Raw genomic sequence first — 17,492 nt, 5'->3', positions numbered from 1 at the left:
CCCCCCGCCCCCCCCGCCACGTACGTCTTGTCGCTGATCCGCCACGAACTCAGCCGAGGTAGCGCTCCCACGGGCCGGTGATGGCCAGGGTGTAGCCGGGGTCCTGCATGTTGACGAAGAGGACCTTGCCGTCGGGCGAGAAGCACGGCCCGCAGAACTCGGAGTCGTTGAGGTCGTTGCGGGCGATGGCGTACGCCGGGCCGCCCGGGAACGCGCCGAGCACGTGCGAGGCGCCGGAGCCGTCCTCGGCGAGCACCAGCGAACCCCAGGGGGTGACGGTGACGTTGTCGGGGCCGTCGAAGGTGAGGTCGGTGTACTTCGGAGCCGGGGCATCGTCCTCGGACTGCGTCTGGTGCGGGAAGTACGTCACCAGCTGGATGGTCTCGGCCTTGTAGTCGTAGAACCAGACCATGCCGTCGTGCGGGCTCGCGTCGGCGGGAAGATCGGTGTCCTCCCAGGCGTAGGAGTTGACCACGTAGACACCGTCGTCGGTGCCCCACACGCCCTCGAACTTGCGGCCGCGGGTGACCTCGCCGTCGGCGAACTGCTCGCGGCACGGCGTCTCTTGGGCGTCACGCTCGGGGACGGTCTTCCACTTCACCGGGAAGGGCTGACCCATCTGCGCGGAGGTCAGGTAGGCCACGTCGGGCAGCGCCGAGCCGTCGGGAAGGATGATCTGCATCGCGGCGAGCGTGCCGGCGTCGTCGGCCAGCTCGGTGAGCACGCCCGGGCCGAGCCTCACGCCGGCAGGGGCGGTCCAGCGGTAGAAGAGCCCGTTGGGCTCGTCGGCGTCCTCGGAGAGGTAGACCTTCGTGCGGCTCTTGTCGATCGCGAGGGCCTCGTGGTCGTAGCGGCCGAAGGCCTTGATCGGGCGCGGGTCGGCCGAGCCGTCGGCCCAGACCTCGAAGACGTAGCCGTGGTCCTTCTCGTAGACGCCCTTGGTGCCGTCCTCGCCCTCCCACTCCTCGCCCGCGGCGTTGACGGTCTCCTCGCAGGTCAGCCAGGTCCCCCACGGCGTCGGGCCGCCGGCGCAGTTGGTGGAGGTGCCGGAGATCGCGACGAACTCACCGAAGTTGGCGCCGCCCGCGTCGGTGGTGATCACCGTGCAGCCGCCCGACGGCGCGCCCGGGTCGTAGACGGTGCCCTCGACGAGCGGCACCGGGATGCCCTCACCGGGCTCGATCTCGTGGTTCTGGATCAGCGTGTAGCGCCCACGCCTGCCGCCGAGCACCATCATCCCGTCGTGGTTGGACGGCGTCTTCTCACCCGTCTTCAGGGTCGTCTCCCCGGCGGAGGTGACGATGGCGTACGCGAACCCCTCGGCCAGCGCGAGGATCCCCTTGGGGTCGTCCACGAGCGGCGGGAACGGCTCGCGGGCGCGCTTGCGCCCCGGGGTGCCGGGCCGCGCCGGCTTCGCCTCGGCAAGAGCGGGAACGGCACCGGCGACGGCCAGGCCGACCCCGGCCGCGGCTCCTCCGGTGAGCAGGGAGCGTCGAGTTGCGGACATGGGTTGGTACTCCTCGGAGCTTGGTAGGGGATCCCGAGACAGGTCTCAGCCCTCTACCCAAGCCACTCCGCAACACCTGCGCGCCCGCTCGAGATGAACCTCAGGCGACGGCGGCGTGAAACGTACGCCGACGGCGCCTCAGGCCGCTCCGAACAGGCCGTTCAGGCCGGTTCTCCGGGCGGGGCCGGAGCGCCCGCTCTCCCACGCGTACCCGCACCTGCAGCACATCAGCCGCCGGCGGCCCCCCGCCGAACGCGAGAGAACCCGGATCTCCTCGTCTTCGGTGCACTTGGCACACATAGCCGAAGTCATCGAGTGAACTCCTCGCACTTCTCAAGTGAACAGAATCTGTACAACTCTCCCCAGGGTGACATATCCACCGGCCTGTCCACCAGATGAGCACTTCCTGTGGGCGAACTGTAAAGCGCTATTGACCAGCGGGAACGTCCTCGGCGTTGGCCACGCCGTAGGGGATGTGGACCCCGGCGATCGACCCGACCGCCTCATCCAGGTGGGTCGTCTGGTCGTCGAAGAAGATCAGCGGGCGGAGCACCTCGAGCACCCGCACCTTCTCCACGCCACCGAGGAAGAAGGCCTCGTTGACGTAGACGTCCCAGGACTGCAGCGACCGGATCGCCCGCTCGTGGGCGGGGGCGCCGCGGGCGGTGACGAGCGCGATCCGCAGCCGCAGCTCGTAGCCCGGGTCCTCCAGGCGGCGCTGCTCCTCGATCTGCTGGATCCGGTTGAGGTCGCGCAGCAGCGGCTGCAGCGGCCCGGGCTCGAGCGGCTCGGCCTTCCGGCTGGCCTCGTATGCCCGGTACCTCTCGATCCCCTCCTCACGGAAGACCCGCTCGGAGCCGTCGTCGGCGAGCACACCGTCGAAGTCGAAGGCGACGACGACGGAGCGGTCGGTCTCGTCGTACGTCGCTGCCGACGGCAGCACGTGACCGGCCGGGAATCCCTCGCGGCTGGCCGCGATGACGTCCTCGCGGTTGCCACTGAGGAACAGCGACATCCCGAGCGCGCCGATGTAGGGGTGGGGCGAGCGACCCTGGGTGAAGACCGCGCGGGTCATCGGCAGGCCGTGGTGCTCGATCGAGCGCATCACCCGCAGCCCGGTGTTGGGGTCGTTGCGGGAGACCACGATCACCTCGACGAGCCCGTCGTCGGCGTCGGCGGAGAGGTCGTTGAGGCTCAGCAGCCGCTTGATGAACGGGTACGCGACACCGGGCCGGAGCGGGTCGTCGATCCGCTCGTCCTGGTAGCGGCGGTAGGCCTCCTCGCCGTGCTCGCGGAAGTACGCATCCGACTCGGTGAGATCGAAGAGCGCGCTCGAGGCGATCCCGACGACCAACCGGTCCCTCAGTTCGTATCCCACGCGTCGCAACCTACCGCCGATAAATCGATAAATCGTGTGCGTTCGGGGTCATGGCCTGTCTAACGTGGTCGGCATGCAGCAGCGACCGCGCCCGTGAAGACACCGCACGGGTTGTGGGGAAGCGGCTATCCCTCCTGGGTTGGGTCCAGGCGATCGCGGGTTCGAGTCCCGCCAACCCGACGAACGCGTCAGTCCGCCTTGGTGACGCGGAGGAACTCCTGGACGTCGAAGACGGCCCGGACGACGCCGGCAGCCTTCGGGAGCAAGGGTGCGACCTCGGCGTACGGGACGACGCGCGGGTCGGTGACCCGGTGGTCGACGCCGTCGTGGACGATCGTGGCCGAGTTGGCGGCCAGCACGTTCTGGGCCCAGTCGACCTTCGAGGTGTAGGGCAGGTTGATGACGAAGCCGTCGGGGGTCGGGAAGGGCGTGATCGGGGTGGCGTACTCCCGCCCGCTCGCGCGGCCGACGTGGAGGACGACGCCGTTGGTGGCGCCTTCCATTCCGGCGGTCTTCAGGGCCTCGGAGGCGAAGCGCTTCGAGAAGGCGCGGATGCGGTCCTGCAACCACGGCGACTTGTTGCGCATGCCCATCACGAAGGCGGCGCCCGCGCCCGCTACGCCGACGGCCAGCAGACCCGGGATCACTCGACTCAGTCGCATGCCGCAAACCTACCTCGCGCCCCTACGGCGGCTCGGGTGACAGATAGCGTGGGCGCCGTCACAATTGTCGAGGTCTCGACAAGCTCGACCACCAGAAAGAAGGAGTGCGGATGCGGCGCTGGCTGCGCTCTCCCCTGGGCACCCACCTGGGCACCGAAGCCGATCGGGCGACCTTCCGCACCCTCCACAACGCATCGCTGGCGAGCCCGGCGCTGCGTGGCGGCCTGACCGTCGACAGCGCCGAGCGCGCCGCCCCTCACCTGCAGGCGCTCCTGGCCGCCCCTGCGCTCGCGATCACCGACACCGACGGCCTGCTCGCCTGGGAAGGCATCGGCACCCACCACCAGGAGCACGTGACCAAGCTGGCCGAGGGGACGCTGGATCACGGCGCGACCAGGTTCTACGACCGGGTCGACCTGGAGTGCGGCCAGGCGGGCTGCCCGCTGCACTCCGCCGTGGTCAGTCCGCTGGTCGTCGACGACCATCTGGTCGGCACGCTGCAGGCGTACGCCCCGGACACCTCGGCGATGATGGTCCGCGCCACCGACGAGGTCGCGACCTGGGTCTCCGGTCAGCTCGAGCTCGCCGAGCTCGACGCGTCGCGGCGGCGCCTGATGGAGGCCGAGGTGCGCGCGCTGCGCGCTCAGATCAGCCCCCACTTCATCTACAACTCGCTGGGGGCGATCGCCAGCTTCGTACGCACCGATCCGGAGCGTGCGCGCGAGCTGCTGCTCGAGTTCGCGGACTTCACCCGCTACTCCTTCCGGACCCATGGCGAATACACCACCCTGTCCGAGGAGCTCCGCTCCGTGGAGCGCTATCTCCTGCTGGAGCAGGCCCGGTTCGGCGAGCGGCTCTCGGTGAGGCTCTCGGTGGCACCCGAGGTGCTGCCGATCGCGGTGCCGTTCCTGTGCCTGCAGCCGCTGGTCGAGAATGCCGTACGACACGGTCTGGCCGACGCGCAGACCGGCCACATCTCCATCCGGGCCGCCGACAGCGGCACCGAATGCGTGATCGAGGTCGAGGACGACGGCGCCGGCGAGGACCCGGAGAAGGTACGCAACGCGCTGGCCGGCGGGGTCTCGACAAGCTCGACCACCGATTCGATGGGGCTCGGCAACGTCGACGCCCGGCTCCGCAACGCCTACGGCGACGACTACGGCCTGGTCGTCGAGACCGCTCCCGGCGCCGGCACGAAGGTCATCCTCAGAATCCCGAAGTTCGCCCCAGGAGTGCACACATGAGTGGCCGAACCACGCAGGCGTTCGCCGCGCGGCAAGGAGCGCCCGGTGGCCGGCTGAGAATCCTCGTCGTCGACGACGAGCCGCCGGCGGCCGACGAGCTCTCCTACCTGCTCACCCAGGATGCGCGGGTGGCGGAGGTCCGCACCTGCCTGAACGCGACCGAGGGGCTGCAGCAGCTGCAGGGGTCGGGGGTGGACGCGGTCTTCCTCGACATCCAGATGCCGGGCCTGAACGGGCTCGAGCTGGCCCGGCTGCTGGCGCGGTTCAAGACGCCCCCGGCGGTCGTGTTCGTGACCGCTCACGAGGAGCACGCGCTGGAGGCCTTCGACCTGCGCGCGGTCGACTACGTGCTCAAGCCGGTGCGCGCCGAGCGGCTGGCGGAGACAGTGACCCGGCTGATGGGCAACATGCCGGAGGAGGAGCCGAGCGGGGACGTACAGATCCCGGTCGAGCTCGGCGGCGTCACCCGCTTCGTGTGGCGCTCCCAGATCACCCACGTGGAGGCCCAGGGCGACTACGCCCGGCTGCACACCGCCGACGCGTCCCACCTGGTGCGGGTCCCGCTGACCCAGCTGGAGCAGGAGTGGGCCTCCGCCCGGTTCGTACGCATCCACCGCTCACTCCTCGTCAACCTCGCCCACGTGACCGAGGTGCGCTCGGAGGCCGGGCGCTGCTCGGTCGTCGTCGGCGGCTCCGCCCGCGGGACCGAGCTGCAGGTCAGCCGCCGGCACACGCGCCACCTCAAGGACCTGCTCGCCCGACGCTCATGACAGAACCACAGCGCGTACGCGTCACCGGACCGCCCCGACGACGCCCGGCCGTCCGCCGGGTCGACGTCGACGAGGACACCCGCCTCGGCGAGGTCTACCTCGGCTCGCTGATGCGCGCCCAGCTCTCGATCGCCGTACGCACCCTCGCGGTGCTCTTTCTCGGCGTCGGCTCGCTCCCGCTGCTGTTCTGGCTGGCCCCGGGCCTGGTGCGCACCGCGCCGTTCGGCGTCCCGCTCCCCTGGCTGCTCCTCGGGGTGCTGGTCTACCCGTTCCTTTTCCTCCTCGGCCGCTGGTACCTGCGCGGCGCGGAGCGCAACGAGGCGAGCTATGCCGACCTGCTCCGATCGGACGACGAGACGCCATGACTCTCGACTCCGCCCCCGCGATCGTCGCGGTCACCCTGGTCACCCTGGCGACGCTGACCATCGGCACCTGGGGGCTGCGGTTCAGCCGCACCACGAGCGACTTCTACGTCGCCTCGCGGTCGGTGCGACCCGGCCTCAACGCGAGCGCGATCGGCGGGGAGTATCTCTCGGCCGCCTCCTTCCTCGGGGTCGCCGGGCTGGTGTTCACCTCCGGTGCGGAGATGCTCTGGTATCCGATCGGCTGGACCGCCGGCTATCTCGTGCTGCTGACCCTGGTCGCGGCACCTTTGCGCAGGTCAGGGGCGTACACGCTGCCCGACTTCGCCGAGGAGCGACTCGCCTCCACAGGGGTGCGGCGGCTCTGCTCGCTGCTGGTCGTGAGCATCGGCTGGCTCTATCTGCTGCCGCAGCTGCAGGGCGCCGGACTGACCCTGGAGCTGGTCGCGGGCGCACCTCGCTGGGTGGGACCGGTGCTGGTCGGGACGGTCGTGCTGGTCAGCGTCTTCTCGGGCGGGATGCGCTCGATCACGTTCGTCCAGGCCTTCCAGTACTGGCTCAAGCTGACCGCCCTGCTGGTGCCCGTCGGAGTGCTGGTCGCGGTCTGGGCCAACGACGGCGCACCCCGCGCCGACCTCAGCCAGGCCTGGTCGCTGCCCATCGGCACCGACACGACGACCGGCCTCTACGCCACCTACTCGCTCATCGCGGCGACCTTCCTCGGCACGATGGGCCTGCCGCACGTGGGCGTCCGCTTCTACACCAACCCCGACGGCCGCGCCGCCCGCCGCACCACCCTGGTCGTGCTCGCCCTCCTCGGCGTCTTCTACCTGCTGCCGCCGATCCTCGGCCTCCTCGGGCGCGTGTACGCAGCCACCCCCGCCTCCGCCGACACGCTGGTGCTCGAGCTGCCCCGGCTGATGGTCCCCGGCTGGGCGGGTGACGCCCTGACCGGGCTGGTCTGCGCGGGCGCGTTCGCGGCCTTCCTGTCGACGTCGTCCGGCCTGGCGATCGCCGTCTCCGGCGTGCTCTCCCAAGACGTGGTCGTGCCGCTGCTGCGCCGCCGGGGCAGCCGCTTCGGCGGCGTCGCGGCCTTCCGCATCGCCTCCCTGGTCGCCGTCATCGTCCCGGTCGCCGGCGCTCTGCTGACCCCCAGCGTCGGGGTCGCCCGCGGGGTCGCGCTGGCCTTCGCTCTCGCCGCCGCCACCTTCTGCCCGCTGCTCCTGCTCGGCATCTGGTGGCGCCGGTTGACCGCCTACGGCGCCGCCACCGGTCTCGTCACCGGCCTGGTCACGACGGGGTCGGCCGTGGTGTTCACGATCAGCGGGTCGCGTACGGGCACCTGGGCGGATGTCGCGCTCGCCCAGCCCGCGCTGTGGGCGGTGCCGCTCTCCTTCGCCGTCATGATCGTCGTCAGCCTCGCCTCCGCCGCCCACGTCCCGGCCCACACCACCCGACTCCTGGTCCGCCTGCACTCCCCTGAGCCCACGATCGAGCCCGTCGCCACGTCCGCCTTGCAGCGCTGATCTGATCCGGGAGCCGGTGGTGGACGAGAGCGCGGATGTCGCCGCCGATCTGGGTCTGTACGTGACGGCTGCCGGCGGCCTGCTCGGCGCCTGGCATGCGGCCGGCGGACGTGAGATCGACGGCTTCGGAGACGCGGCGCTGACCGTGCTCGCGGTCGTGGCCGGCGCCTTAGTCGGGCTCCTCCTCGGTCTGCTCGTCGGCGTGGCGGTCGTGGTGATCCACACGGCCGCGGTCGCACCTGCGGTCGGGTGGTGGCGAGACCGGATGTTCGGACGCGCCGCGCTCGTCCTCGTCGCCTGGGTCCTGGTCGTCACCGCCCTGCTCTGGTGGTGGCCCGATCGCTTCCTCCCCGCCGGCCTGATCGTGGGTTTCGGCGGCTGGTCCGTGTTCCTGGCCCGCCGGCGGTTCGGCGAGTCGATGCCCCTCGGCGCGCAGGCCGTCCCGCATCTCGGCGGCGTCGCCGTCGCCACCCTCGTGGGCGAGCAGCTCGTCTTCGGCAACCTGCTCTCCACGACGTACGTCGCGCCCGTGCTCCTGCTCATCATGACGTGGCTCTCCTGGTGCGGATGGCGGGCGATGCGCACGGCTCGACGGGTCACGGTGCGTGCCGCAGCCGACATCGTCTGGTCGGTCCAGCTCGGCCTGCTGCTGTCGCTGGTGCTGGTGTGGCTGGCTGATGTCCTCTCGCTCACCCCGACCCAGGTCACGGCGACTCGCGCCGTGCTGGAACGGGCGCAGACGCTGACCGCGGTGCACTGGGCGTACTGGCTGACGGCCTACTCGGCCATCGCCGTGAGCAGCTTTCTCGTCCTGCGCTGGCCGCAGCGCTTCGACGACGTCCGGCTGCCGGTCTTCGGCGTGATCGACACCGGGAAGCGGACGCTCGCCGGGGTCAACATCGGCCTGATGGTCGCGCTCGTCTTCAGCATCACCGCGGTGCCCCTCTCCGAAGGAGCCTGGAAGCGGCAGGTCGAGGAGCGATACGCCCTCGAGACGCGACACGTTCAGCACTCGGAGGGCGAAGAGGCGGCGTACGAGCAGATCCACCAGTACGTCACCACGAACCGCCACGTCGCCGCCAGCCTGAAGCCGGTTGTCGTGGCGGTCCACGAGGCCGCGCCCGCCGAGCCGGGGCAGTCGGTGAGCGCCCTGGGCATCGCCCGCCAGCTCGGCCGGTTCCAGGCCGCGACCCTCGGCCTCCACGACAAGCCGCGGGCACGAGCACGGGAGCTCCCCGGTGACCCGGACGTGAGCGAGGCGTTCGCGGAGCTCGACGAGACCCAGCAGGTCAGGTCGCAGCAGGAGGCACGGACCGACCGGTTCGCGGACGCCGCCGCGGCAGCGATCGCCAGCACCCTCGACATCCCCGACGTCGGACGCAACGAGGTCGTCCACATCCTCAAGGCCTACCTCGGCGGACTGGTCGAGGAAGGTCGGGTGCGGGACATGGCCCGCCTGGTCTCCGTCGACGTGCCCGCCCTCTACGACGCCGCCTACGACCTGGCGCGGAGGGCGGCGATCCGTGCGGGCGTGGACGTCTGGGCGTTCAACGCGACGTACGGCCTCGGCCTCACGATGCCGGGTGAGACGCCACAGCTGGCGGACGTCGTGATCCTCGCCCGCCAGACTCACCATCTGACCGACAGCGGCAGTCCGTGTCCGGGGTGCGTCCATCCGCCCGGCACCCAGACGGGCGGCGGCACGTCCGGTGGCGGCGGCCGCCGCGGCTAGACCAGCCATTCAGCGTACGAAATCGACCGCTCGTCGCGCGACGACGCCGTCTACCGAGGGACCGGGCGTTACCCCGCGACGAGCGGTCCGACGGCCCCCTAATGTGACTGCGATCACACGTCGTCCGTCATCCACCCCCACGGTTGACGGCCTCGTCAACGAAAGGGTTAGACCGTGAGCGAAGAAGCGCACGACCAAGCCCACCGGCACGACCCGGTCTACGACAGCCTGCACGCCACGGCAGAGTTTCGCGCTCTGCGGTCGGCGTACCGAAAGTTCGTGTTCCCGGCCACGGTGGCATTCCTGGCTTGGTATCTCCTCTACGTGTTCTGCTCCAACTGGGCAGAGGACTTCATGAACACCAAGCTCGTCGGCAACATCAATGTCGCGCTGGTCTTCGGGCTCCTCCAGTTCGCGACCACGTTCGGCATCGCCTACCTCTACGCCAACTACTCCAACAAGCACCTCGACCCGCTGGCTCGGAAGCTCGACGAGGAATACGAGATCGAGAAGAGGCAGCTCTGATGGACGGTAGCCAGATCCTCACCACGGTCCTCTTCCTCGCGGTCGTCGCGGTCACGATCGGCATCACCTTCTGGGCGAGCCGGCAGACGAAGTCCGCGGCCGACTACTACGCCGGTGGCCGCGGCTTCTCCGGTTTCCAGAACGGTCTCGCCATCGGCGGCGACTACATGTCGGCGGCGTCGTTCCTCGGCATCTCCGGCGCTATCGCCCTGTCCGGCTACGACGGGTTCCTCTACTCGATCGGCTTCCTCGTCGCCTGGCTGGTGGCGCTGCTGCTGGTCGCGGAGGTGCTGCGTAACTCGGGTCGCTACACGATGGCCGACCAGCTGGCGTACCGGATGAAGCAGCGCCCGGTCCGCTTGGCCGCGGCGACCTCCACGGTCGTCGTCTCGATCTTCTACCTGCTGGCCCAGATGGTCGGTGCGGGTGCCCTGGTGGCCCTGCTGCTCGGCGTCGAGGACCAGGCGGTCAAGAACATCGTGATCCTGTTCGTCGGTGCGCTGATGATCTTCTACGTCACCGTCGGCGGGATGAAGGGCACCACCTGGGTCCAGATCGTCAAGGCCGTCCTGCTGATGACCGGCTCGGCGCTGATCGTCATCCTGGTGCTCGCCCAGTTCGGCTTCAACCTCTCCGAGCTGCTCGGCTCCGCCGCCGACGCCTCGGGCAAGGGCGACGCCTTCCTCCAGCCCGGACTGAAGTACGGCCTGAGCTTCACCAGCGAGCTGGACTTCGTCTCGCTCGGGCTCGCCCTGGTGCTCGGCACCGCCGGCCTGCCGCACATCCTGATCCGCTTCTACACCGTCCCGACCTCGGCGGATGCGCGCAAGTCGGTGCTGTGGGCGATCGGCCTGATCGGTGTCTTCTACCTGTTCACCCTGGTCCTGGGCTTCGGTGCGGCCGCGCTGGTCGACCCGACCACCCTGGACAAGGCCGGCAACCTGGCGGCACCACTGCTCGCCCAGGAGGTCGGTGGCGGTGAAGGCTCCGTCGGCGGCGCCGTACTGCTGGCGCTCATCGCCGCGGTCGCCTTCGCCACGATCCTCGCCGTCGTCGCGGGTCTGACGTTGACCTCCTCCGTCTCCGTCGCCCACGACATCTACAACTCGGTGATCAAGCGTGGCAAGGCCACCGAGAAGGAGGAGATGAAGGTCTCTCGCTGGGCCGCGGCGGGCATCGGCCTGGTCGCGATCCTGCTGGCCATCCCAGCGCAGTCGCTGAACATCGCGTTCCTGGTGGCACTGGCGTTCGCGGTCGCCGCCTCGGCGAACCTGCCGGCGATCATCTACAACATGTTCTGGGCGCGGTTCAACACCCGTGGTGCGACCTGGTCGATCTACGGCGGCCTGATCTCCTGTGTCGGTCTGGTCTTCTTCTCGCCGGTCGTCTCCGGCAAGACGGCCGTGGACGCGGTGACGGGCGAGACGATCTCCGCCTCGCTCTTCCCGCTCGGCGTGGACTTCTCCTGGTTCCCCTTGGAGAACCCCGGCATCATCTCCATCCCGCTCGGGTTCTTCCTGGGCTGGCTGGGCACGGTGACGTCGAAGGAGCCGGAGACCGCTGAGCGTTACGTCGAGCTCGAGGTGCGCGCCCTCACCGGCGCCGGCTCGGAGAAGGCGATCACGCACTGATCCATCACGGCGGGCCGTCGTACACAGGTGTTGTACGACGGCCCGCCATCATTCTTTCCCCCGCACTACCCTGTGGCTTGAGCCACACATTTTTCGTACGTAGGAGTCACTGTGAGCGACGAGACCCTGTCCAACCTGCTGCACGAGAAGCGCCGGTTCGAGCCCCCGGCCGAGCTTGCCGCCGCTGCCAACGTCAAGGCCGATGCGTACGACGCCGCTGCCGCGGACCGCGACGCGTTCTGGGCGGCCGCCGCGGAACGGCTCACCTGGTCCAAGCCGTTCGATCGCGTCCTGAACTGGGACAACCCGCCGTTCGCGAAGTGGTACGAGGGCGGCGAGATCAACGTCGCCTACAACGCCGTCGACCGCCACGTCGAGGCCGGCCTCGGCGACCGGGTCGCGATCCACTGGGTCGGCGAGCCCGCCGACGACAGGCGCACCATCACCTATGCCGAGCTCAAGGACGAGGTCTCCCGGGCCGCGAACGCCTTCGAGGCGCTCGGGGTCGGCAAGGGCGACCGGGTGGCGATCTACATGCCGATGATCCCCGAGGCCGTCATCGCGATGCTGGCCTGCGCGCGGATCGGCGCGATCCACACCGTCATCTTCGGTGGCTTCTCCGCCGACGCTCTCGCGACCCGCGTCGTCGACTGTGGCGCGAAGCTGATCGTCACCTCCGACGGCGGCTACCGCCGCGGCGCACCCTCCGCGCTCAAGCCCGCCGTGGACGAGGCGGTCGCGAAGGTCGAGGCGACTCAGCCCGGCCTGGTCGAGAACGTACTCGTGGTCAAGCGCACCGGCCAGGACGTCGACTGGAACGACTCGGTCGACAAGTGGTGGTCGGATGTCGTGTCGTCGGCGTCGACCGAGCACACTCCGGTGGCGCACGACGCCGAGCACCCGCTCTTCGTCATGTACACGAGCGGGACCACCGGGAAACCGAAGGGCATCCTGCACACCACCGGCGGCTACCTCACCCAGGCGGCGTTCACGCACTGGGAGGTCTTCGACCTCAAGCCCGAGACCGACGTCTACTGGTGCACCGCCGACATCGGCTGGATCACCGGCCACTCCTACATCGTCTACGGGCCGCTGGCCAACGGCGCCACCCAGGTGCTCTACGAAGGCACCCCGGACTTCCCCGAGAAGGGCCGCTGGTGGCAGATCATCGAGGAGTACGGCGTCACGATCTTCTACACCGCGCCGACCGCGATCCGGACCTTCATGAAGCAGGGGCGCGCCATCCCGGACGGCCGCGACCTCTCCTCGGTCCGCCTGCTCGGGTCCGTCGGTGAGCCGATCAACCCCGAGGCCTACATCTGGTACCGCGACGTCATCGGTGGCTCGAAGGTGCCCGTGGTGGACACCTGGTGGCAGACCGAGACCGGCGCGATCATGATCTCGCCGCTCCCCGGGGTGACGGCAGGGAAGCCGGGGTCGGCGATGAAGGCCCTGCCGGGTGTGGGCGCCGACGTGGTCGACGACAACGGCGTCTCCGTGCCGAACGGTGCCGGGGGCTACCTCGTGCTGACCCAGCCGTGGCCGTCGATGCTGCGTACGATCTGGGGCGACGATCAGCGCTACATCGACACCTACTGGGCGCGGTTCAAGGACCAAGGCTTCTACTTCGCCGGGGACGGCGCGAAGAAGGACGAGGACGGCGACGTCTGGGTCCTGGGCCGCGTCGACGACGTGATGAACGTGTCCGGACACCGACTCTCCACGACAGAGATCGAGTCGGCGCTGGTCTCGCACCCCTACGTCGCCGAGGCGGCGGTCGTCGGTGCGACCGACCCGGACACTGGGCAGGCCGTGGTGGCGTACGTCATCCTCCGCGACGGGTCGCCGGAGGACTGCCACAAGGAGCTCTCCGACCACGTCCGCAAGGAGATCGGTCCGATCGCCAAGCCGCGGCAGATCATGATCGTGCCCGAGCTGCCCAAGACGCGCTCGGGGAAGATCATGCGCCGGCTGCTCCGCGACCTCGCCGAGGGTCGCGGCGTCGGCGACACGACCACGCTTGCCGATCAGACGATCATGGATCTGATCGCCGCCGGGAAGACGACCGCCACGGACGAGTGATCCTCTGCCGAGTCGGCGCATCTGACCCCGTGTCTCGCGAAGCGAAGCGAGCGGGAGGGGTCGGATGCGCCGACTCGGCGTTGTCGTACGGCCTCTAGTGCTTCTTGTACTTCACCCGGCGGATGAAGTGGCTGTCGGTCCAGATCGGGTCCTTCTTGACGGCCTCACCCGACCCGGGCGCGTGCCAGACCCAGCGGCGGCCGTCGCGCTTCCCGGCGTAGATGCCGACGTGGTAGACGCCGCCGCTGCCGTAGAAGAAGACCAGGTCGCCCTTGCGTGGCTTCTTGACCTTGAAGGTGTGGCTGACCTGGGCCGATGAGCTGTGCGGCAGCTTGCGGCCAAGCTTCTTGTAGACCCATTGGGTCAAGCCCGAGCAGTCGTAGGCGTGGGGGCCGTTGGCGCCGTAGGAGTAGGGGTCGCCGGCCTGGCTCTTGACACGACGCAGCGCTCGGAGCCCGCGCGACTTCTTCTTCTTTTTCTTGGTGGTGTGGGTGCTCGTCTGAGCGCTGGTGTTGGCGCTGGTCTGGGCACTTGCGCCCGGCGGGGAAGCTGCCGTGGCGGACTGGTTGGGAGCGGCGACGAGCGCGAGACCGACCACAAGGGCGGTTGCGAGGCCGACGGTCATCGTTCTGTAGGCGCGCGAAAGCGCACGGACACACGATCCGGTCATTCGAGGTTCCCCTGTTGCAGCGACGCCTGCGAAGGTTCACCTGTCGGATTCGGGCTGCTGTTGCCCGGGCGCTGGTCTCATCTACGCCTTCACCCCGAGCCGGTCTGCCTTGTCTCTGGCTCCCGGCGTACTGCTTGGCTCCCCCGTGCCCGCCACCGTGGTCGGATCGACTCTCCTCCGGTTGTGACGGGCCTCGGCGCGACCGGAGCGGCCCCACCATTCGGTGAGGGCTCATCCACTATGCAACGGAATCCGGTGCCGGTCGGGGCATTTGTGCAGCAACTCACTCTCTATCTGGTGGTTTTGTATACGTTTGAATTCGTTTGCCGTCACCTCTTGACCAAAGGCGGCCTCACGTTGAGCACCTTCCTGCCTCTGACGACGGTGCTTGCTAGGGTCGTCGTCAGGTGTGCCGGGAAGTCTGGTCGGCGTGACTTCGTAGACCCCTGAGCCCCTGGAGGCCCACTCGTGACCGACACCCGCAACCGCCTCTTCACCCGCGGCTCCTGGCTGGAGACCTCGCGGACGGCCGAGATCCTGCGAGCCGAGACGACCGGCGGCGTACTCCTCATCATCGCCGCGATCATCGCGGTCATCCTGGCCAACAGCCCGTGGCAGGAAGCGTACGAGGCGGTCCGCGACTTCCGGATCGGGCCGGAGTCCCTTCATCTCGACCTGACCATCGGGGCCTGGGCGGCCGACGGCCTGCTCGCGATCTTCTTCTTCGTCGCCGGTCTGGAGCTCAAGCGGGAGTTCGTCTCCGGAGATCTCCGCGACCCCCGGCGGGCCGCGCTGCCGATCGCGGCCGCGGTCGGCGGCATGGTCGCCCCGGCACTGGTCTACGTGACCGTCAACCTGATCGGCGACGGCTCGCTGGCCGGCTGGGCCACACCGGTGGCAACCGACATCGCCTTCGCGGTCGCCATCCTGGCGGTCATCTCGACGCATCTGCCTGCGGGGCTGCGTACGTTCCTGCTGACTCTCGCCGTCGTCGACGACCTGCTCGGCATCATCATCATCGCGGTCTTCTTCACCTCGGAACTGCACATCGGCTACCTGCTGCTGGCGCTCGTCCCGATCGGGCTCTTCGCGGTACTCGTGCAGCGGCGCGTACGCAGCCCCTGGCTGCTCCTCCCGCTCGCTCTGATCGCCTGGGCCCTCGTCCACTCCAGCGGCGTCCACGCGACCGTCGCCGGGGTGCTGCTCGGGTTCACCGTGCCGGTGATCGCCCGCAACCCGGAGGCCAAGCGCGGACTCGCCGAGCACTTCGAGCATCTGGTCCGGCCGATCTCGGCCGGTGTCGCGGTGCCGATCTTCGCCTTCTTCGCCGCCGGCGTGTCTCTCGGTGGCTGGGGCGGGGTGACCAGCGCGATGCGCGACCCGATCACGCTCGGCATCATCCTCGGCCTGGTCGTCGGCAAGACCATCGGCATCTCCGGCTCGACGTGGCTGCTGGCCCGGTTCACCAAGGCCTCGCTCGACGATGACCTCGCCTGGTGGGACGTGATCGGGATGGCGATGCTGGCGGGCATCGGGTTCACCGTGTCGCTGCTGATCGGCGAGCTGGCTTTCCACTCCGATCCCGGTGCCCATGACCACATGAAGGTGGGCGTGCTCTTCGGGTCCGTCCTGGCCGCCGCTCTGGCGACGGTGGTGCTGCGTGCCCGCAACCGGGTCTACCGCCGCATCGAGCAGATCGAGACTCTCGACGCCAACAGGGACGGCGTGCCGGACGTGTTCGAGGATGATCAGGGTCGGGACCGGTAAGGTCGTGGGCGCTCCCCAACACACGTTCAGCGAAGGGTTCCCATGGCAGTCGACATCGTGAAGTCCCCGGGCGGCGAGGACCCGACGATCGGCAAGCTCGTCGTCGACGCCACCCGCGACATCTCCGAGCTCGTCAACAAGGAGATCACGCTCGCCAAACAGGAGCTCAAGGTCTCGGTGACCAACGCCGGCGTCGGCGTCGGTCTCTTCGCCGCGGCCGCGTTCCTGCTGGTCCTCGCCGTGATCATGCTCTCCGTCTCGGCGGCCTACTTCATCCACTGGACGGGCCTCGGCCTGCAGTGGTCCTTCCTCATCGTCTTCGGCTTCTACGTCCTCCTCGCCGCCCTGCTCTGCTTCATCGGCGTACTCAAGGTCAAGAAGGTCAAGGCCCCCGAAAGGGCCATCGCCCAGGGCAAGGAGATCCCCCGGGCTCTCAAGGGCCAGCGCTGACCCACTCCCCCAAGCCGGGGCCGAGGCGTCACTCCGGTCGGCCGAAGCGTCACGGTGACGGGCCAGTTTCTGTCCACAGGGCACGCTGAGTCCGACGTTATCCACAGCCTCTGAAAAGACGGATGACTTCGTACGCAACCTGTCGCACGCTGCGGCCATGAACCTCTCACTCGTCAAGACCGACAGCCGCCTGCCGGAGCGTCCCTTCACCACGTCCGACATCGAGTCGGTCGCGACCAACCGATACGCACTCGCCCAGGCGATCAGCCATGGGGACGTACGACGCCCGTTCCGGGGCGTCTATCTCGCCGCGCAAGCGGAGGACGACCCGGTGAAGCGCGCCGAGGCGCTCGTGCAGGTGGTGTCCGAGCACCAGGTGATCAGTGACCGAACAGCCGCCTGGGTGCACGGCATCAACACCTTCACCCAGACCGAGATGGCACAGCTCCCGGCCGTGGAGACGTCTGCTGTCCGGGGCCACACCCGCACGCGGCGCCCGGGCACCGACGGCCGCTCGCGCGACCTCCTGCCCGAAGACATCGAGGTCATCGGAGGCGTACGGGTGACGACACCGCTACGCACCGCACTCGACCTCGGCTGCAACCTGAACCGTCGGGAGGCGATGGCCGCGCTCAACGAGTTCGCCAGGCACCATGGGATCACCCGGAGCTCCCTCGACGAGCACCTGCCCCGCTTTCGCGGCCGGCGCGGTGTCGTCCAGCTCCGCGAGCTCGTCCCGCTCCTGAATCGTCGCCTCGAGTCCCAGCGCGAATCGTGGACCTTGCTCGCGATCAGCGACGCCGGACTTCCTCTGCCGGAGGCACAGGTCTGGGTCGACGTCGAAGGAATCCCGACCTATCGCCTCGACTTCGCCTATCGGCTCGCCAAAGTCGCGATCGAATACGACGGCGAAGAGCACGACGACCCCGACCAGCGAATCTACGACGAAGAGCGACGAGGCTGGCTGATCGATCACGGCTGGACGATCGTGATCGTGCGAAAGGGCGACTTCACCGGCGACCGTCTCGACGCCTGGCTCCGCGAGATCAAGGCCGCCCTGACCCCGACCTACTCCACCCGCCGCTTCTGATCGAGGCGTCTCCCCCGTCGGCCGAGGCGTCACCGGCGCGAGCCGAGGCGTCACTCCCGTCGGCCGAGTTGGCATCGCGTTGCCAACTCGGCCGAC

At 69.2% G+C, this 17,492-nt stretch carries 15 protein-coding genes and 1 tRNA gene; 12 read left to right on the top strand and 4 right to left on the bottom strand.

Annotated features, from left to right (window positions below; genetic code table 11):
- Positions 1-49: 49 nt before the first annotated feature.
- A complete protein-coding gene (locus ACFX43_RS07160; protein ID WP_378818783.1) occupies positions 50-1,507 on the bottom strand; it encodes an alkaline phosphatase PhoX in 1,458 nt (485 codons plus the stop codon).
- A gap of 427 nt (positions 1,508-1,934) precedes the next feature.
- On the bottom strand, positions 1,935-2,885 hold the full coding sequence (locus ACFX43_RS07155; RefSeq protein WP_378818780.1) for a 5'-nucleotidase: 951 nt from the start codon (positions 2,883-2,885) through the stop codon (positions 1,935-1,937).
- A gap of 107 nt (positions 2,886-2,992) precedes the next feature.
- Here ACFX43_RS07155 and ACFX43_RS07150 point away from each other — a divergent pair.
- Positions 2,993-3,065: transfer RNA gene (locus ACFX43_RS07150), tRNA-Pro, on the top strand.
- Between the two features lie 8 nt (positions 3,066-3,073).
- Here the strand turns inward: ACFX43_RS07150 and ACFX43_RS07145 are convergent.
- Positions 3,074-3,547, bottom strand: a complete 474-nt coding sequence (locus ACFX43_RS07145; protein ID WP_378818777.1) for a hypothetical protein — start codon at positions 3,545-3,547, stop codon at positions 3,074-3,076.
- A 110-nt stretch (positions 3,548-3,657) separates the two neighbouring features.
- Between ACFX43_RS07145 and ACFX43_RS07140 the strand changes: the two genes are divergently transcribed.
- From ACFX43_RS07140 to acs, 8 genes are all read left to right on the top strand, one after another.
- Positions 3,658-4,791, top strand: a complete 1,134-nt coding sequence (locus tag ACFX43_RS07140; RefSeq protein ID WP_378818774.1) for a sensor histidine kinase — start codon at positions 3,658-3,660, stop codon at positions 4,789-4,791.
- Entirely contained in the window at positions 4,788-5,561 is a 774-nt protein-coding gene (locus ACFX43_RS07135) for a LytR/AlgR family response regulator transcription factor (RefSeq protein WP_378818771.1), read from the top strand. Before ACFX43_RS07140 ends, ACFX43_RS07135 begins: the two co-directional genes overlap by 4 nt.
- On the top strand, positions 5,558-5,926 hold the full coding sequence (locus tag ACFX43_RS07130; protein ID WP_378818768.1) for a hypothetical protein: 369 nt from the start codon (positions 5,558-5,560) through the stop codon (positions 5,924-5,926). The genes ACFX43_RS07135 and ACFX43_RS07130 overlap by 4 nt, the downstream gene beginning before the upstream one ends.
- Positions 5,923-7,449, top strand: coding sequence for a cation acetate symporter (locus tag ACFX43_RS07125; RefSeq protein ID WP_378818765.1), 1,527 nt, complete (start codon positions 5,923-5,925; stop codon positions 7,447-7,449). The genes ACFX43_RS07130 and ACFX43_RS07125 overlap by 4 nt, the downstream gene beginning before the upstream one ends.
- Before the next feature lie 19 nt (positions 7,450-7,468).
- A complete protein-coding gene (locus ACFX43_RS07120; RefSeq protein WP_378818762.1) occupies positions 7,469-9,181 on the top strand; it encodes a hypothetical protein in 1,713 nt (570 codons plus the stop codon).
- Positions 9,182-9,355: 174 nt separating this feature from the next.
- The gene (locus tag ACFX43_RS07115; protein ID WP_378818759.1) at positions 9,356-9,706 is read left to right on the top strand and encodes a DUF485 domain-containing protein; all 351 of its coding nucleotides are present in this window, start codon (positions 9,356-9,358) and stop codon (positions 9,704-9,706) included.
- Positions 9,706-11,337, top strand: a complete 1,632-nt coding sequence (locus ACFX43_RS07110; protein WP_378818756.1) for a cation acetate symporter — start codon at positions 9,706-9,708, stop codon at positions 11,335-11,337. Before ACFX43_RS07115 ends, ACFX43_RS07110 begins: the two co-directional genes overlap by 1 nt.
- Before the next feature lie 111 nt (positions 11,338-11,448).
- Positions 11,449-13,419 (top strand): acetate--CoA ligase, encoded by a 1,971-nt coding sequence (gene acs / locus ACFX43_RS07105; RefSeq protein WP_378818753.1) that lies wholly within the window; start codon positions 11,449-11,451, stop codon positions 13,417-13,419.
- A 94-nt stretch (positions 13,420-13,513) separates the two neighbouring features.
- On the opposite strand, the gene ACFX43_RS07100 is transcribed toward acs, so the two are convergent.
- Positions 13,514-14,044: a C40 family peptidase gene (locus ACFX43_RS07100; RefSeq protein ID WP_378818750.1), complete on the bottom strand. Its 531-nt coding sequence runs from the start codon at positions 14,042-14,044 to the stop codon at positions 13,514-13,516.
- 513 nt (positions 14,045-14,557) lie between these two features.
- Between ACFX43_RS07100 and nhaA the strand changes: the two genes are divergently transcribed.
- The 3 genes from nhaA to ACFX43_RS07085 all read left to right on the top strand — a co-directional run bounded on the left by nhaA (position 14,558) and on the right by ACFX43_RS07085 (position 17,396).
- Entirely contained in the window at positions 14,558-15,856 is a 1,299-nt protein-coding gene (nhaA, locus tag ACFX43_RS07095; protein ID WP_378818748.1) for a Na+/H+ antiporter NhaA, read from the top strand.
- Between the two features lie 42 nt (positions 15,857-15,898).
- Positions 15,899-16,306 carry a phage holin family protein gene (locus ACFX43_RS07090; protein WP_378818745.1) on the top strand — a complete coding sequence of 136 codons (408 nt, stop codon included), beginning with the start codon at positions 15,899-15,901 and terminating at the stop codon, positions 16,304-16,306.
- Between the two features lie 157 nt (positions 16,307-16,463).
- Entirely contained in the window at positions 16,464-17,396 is a 933-nt protein-coding gene (locus ACFX43_RS07085) for a DUF559 domain-containing protein (protein ID WP_378818742.1), read from the top strand.
- Positions 17,397-17,492 lie beyond the last annotated feature (96 nt).

Source organism: Nocardioides sp. YIM B13467 (genome assembly GCF_042788075.1).
Classification (GTDB): Bacteria; Actinomycetota; Actinomycetes; order Propionibacteriales; family Nocardioidaceae; genus Nocardioides.
The sequence above is the reverse complement of the archived record's forward strand: the minus strand, read 5'-3'. Positions and strand labels throughout refer to the sequence as shown.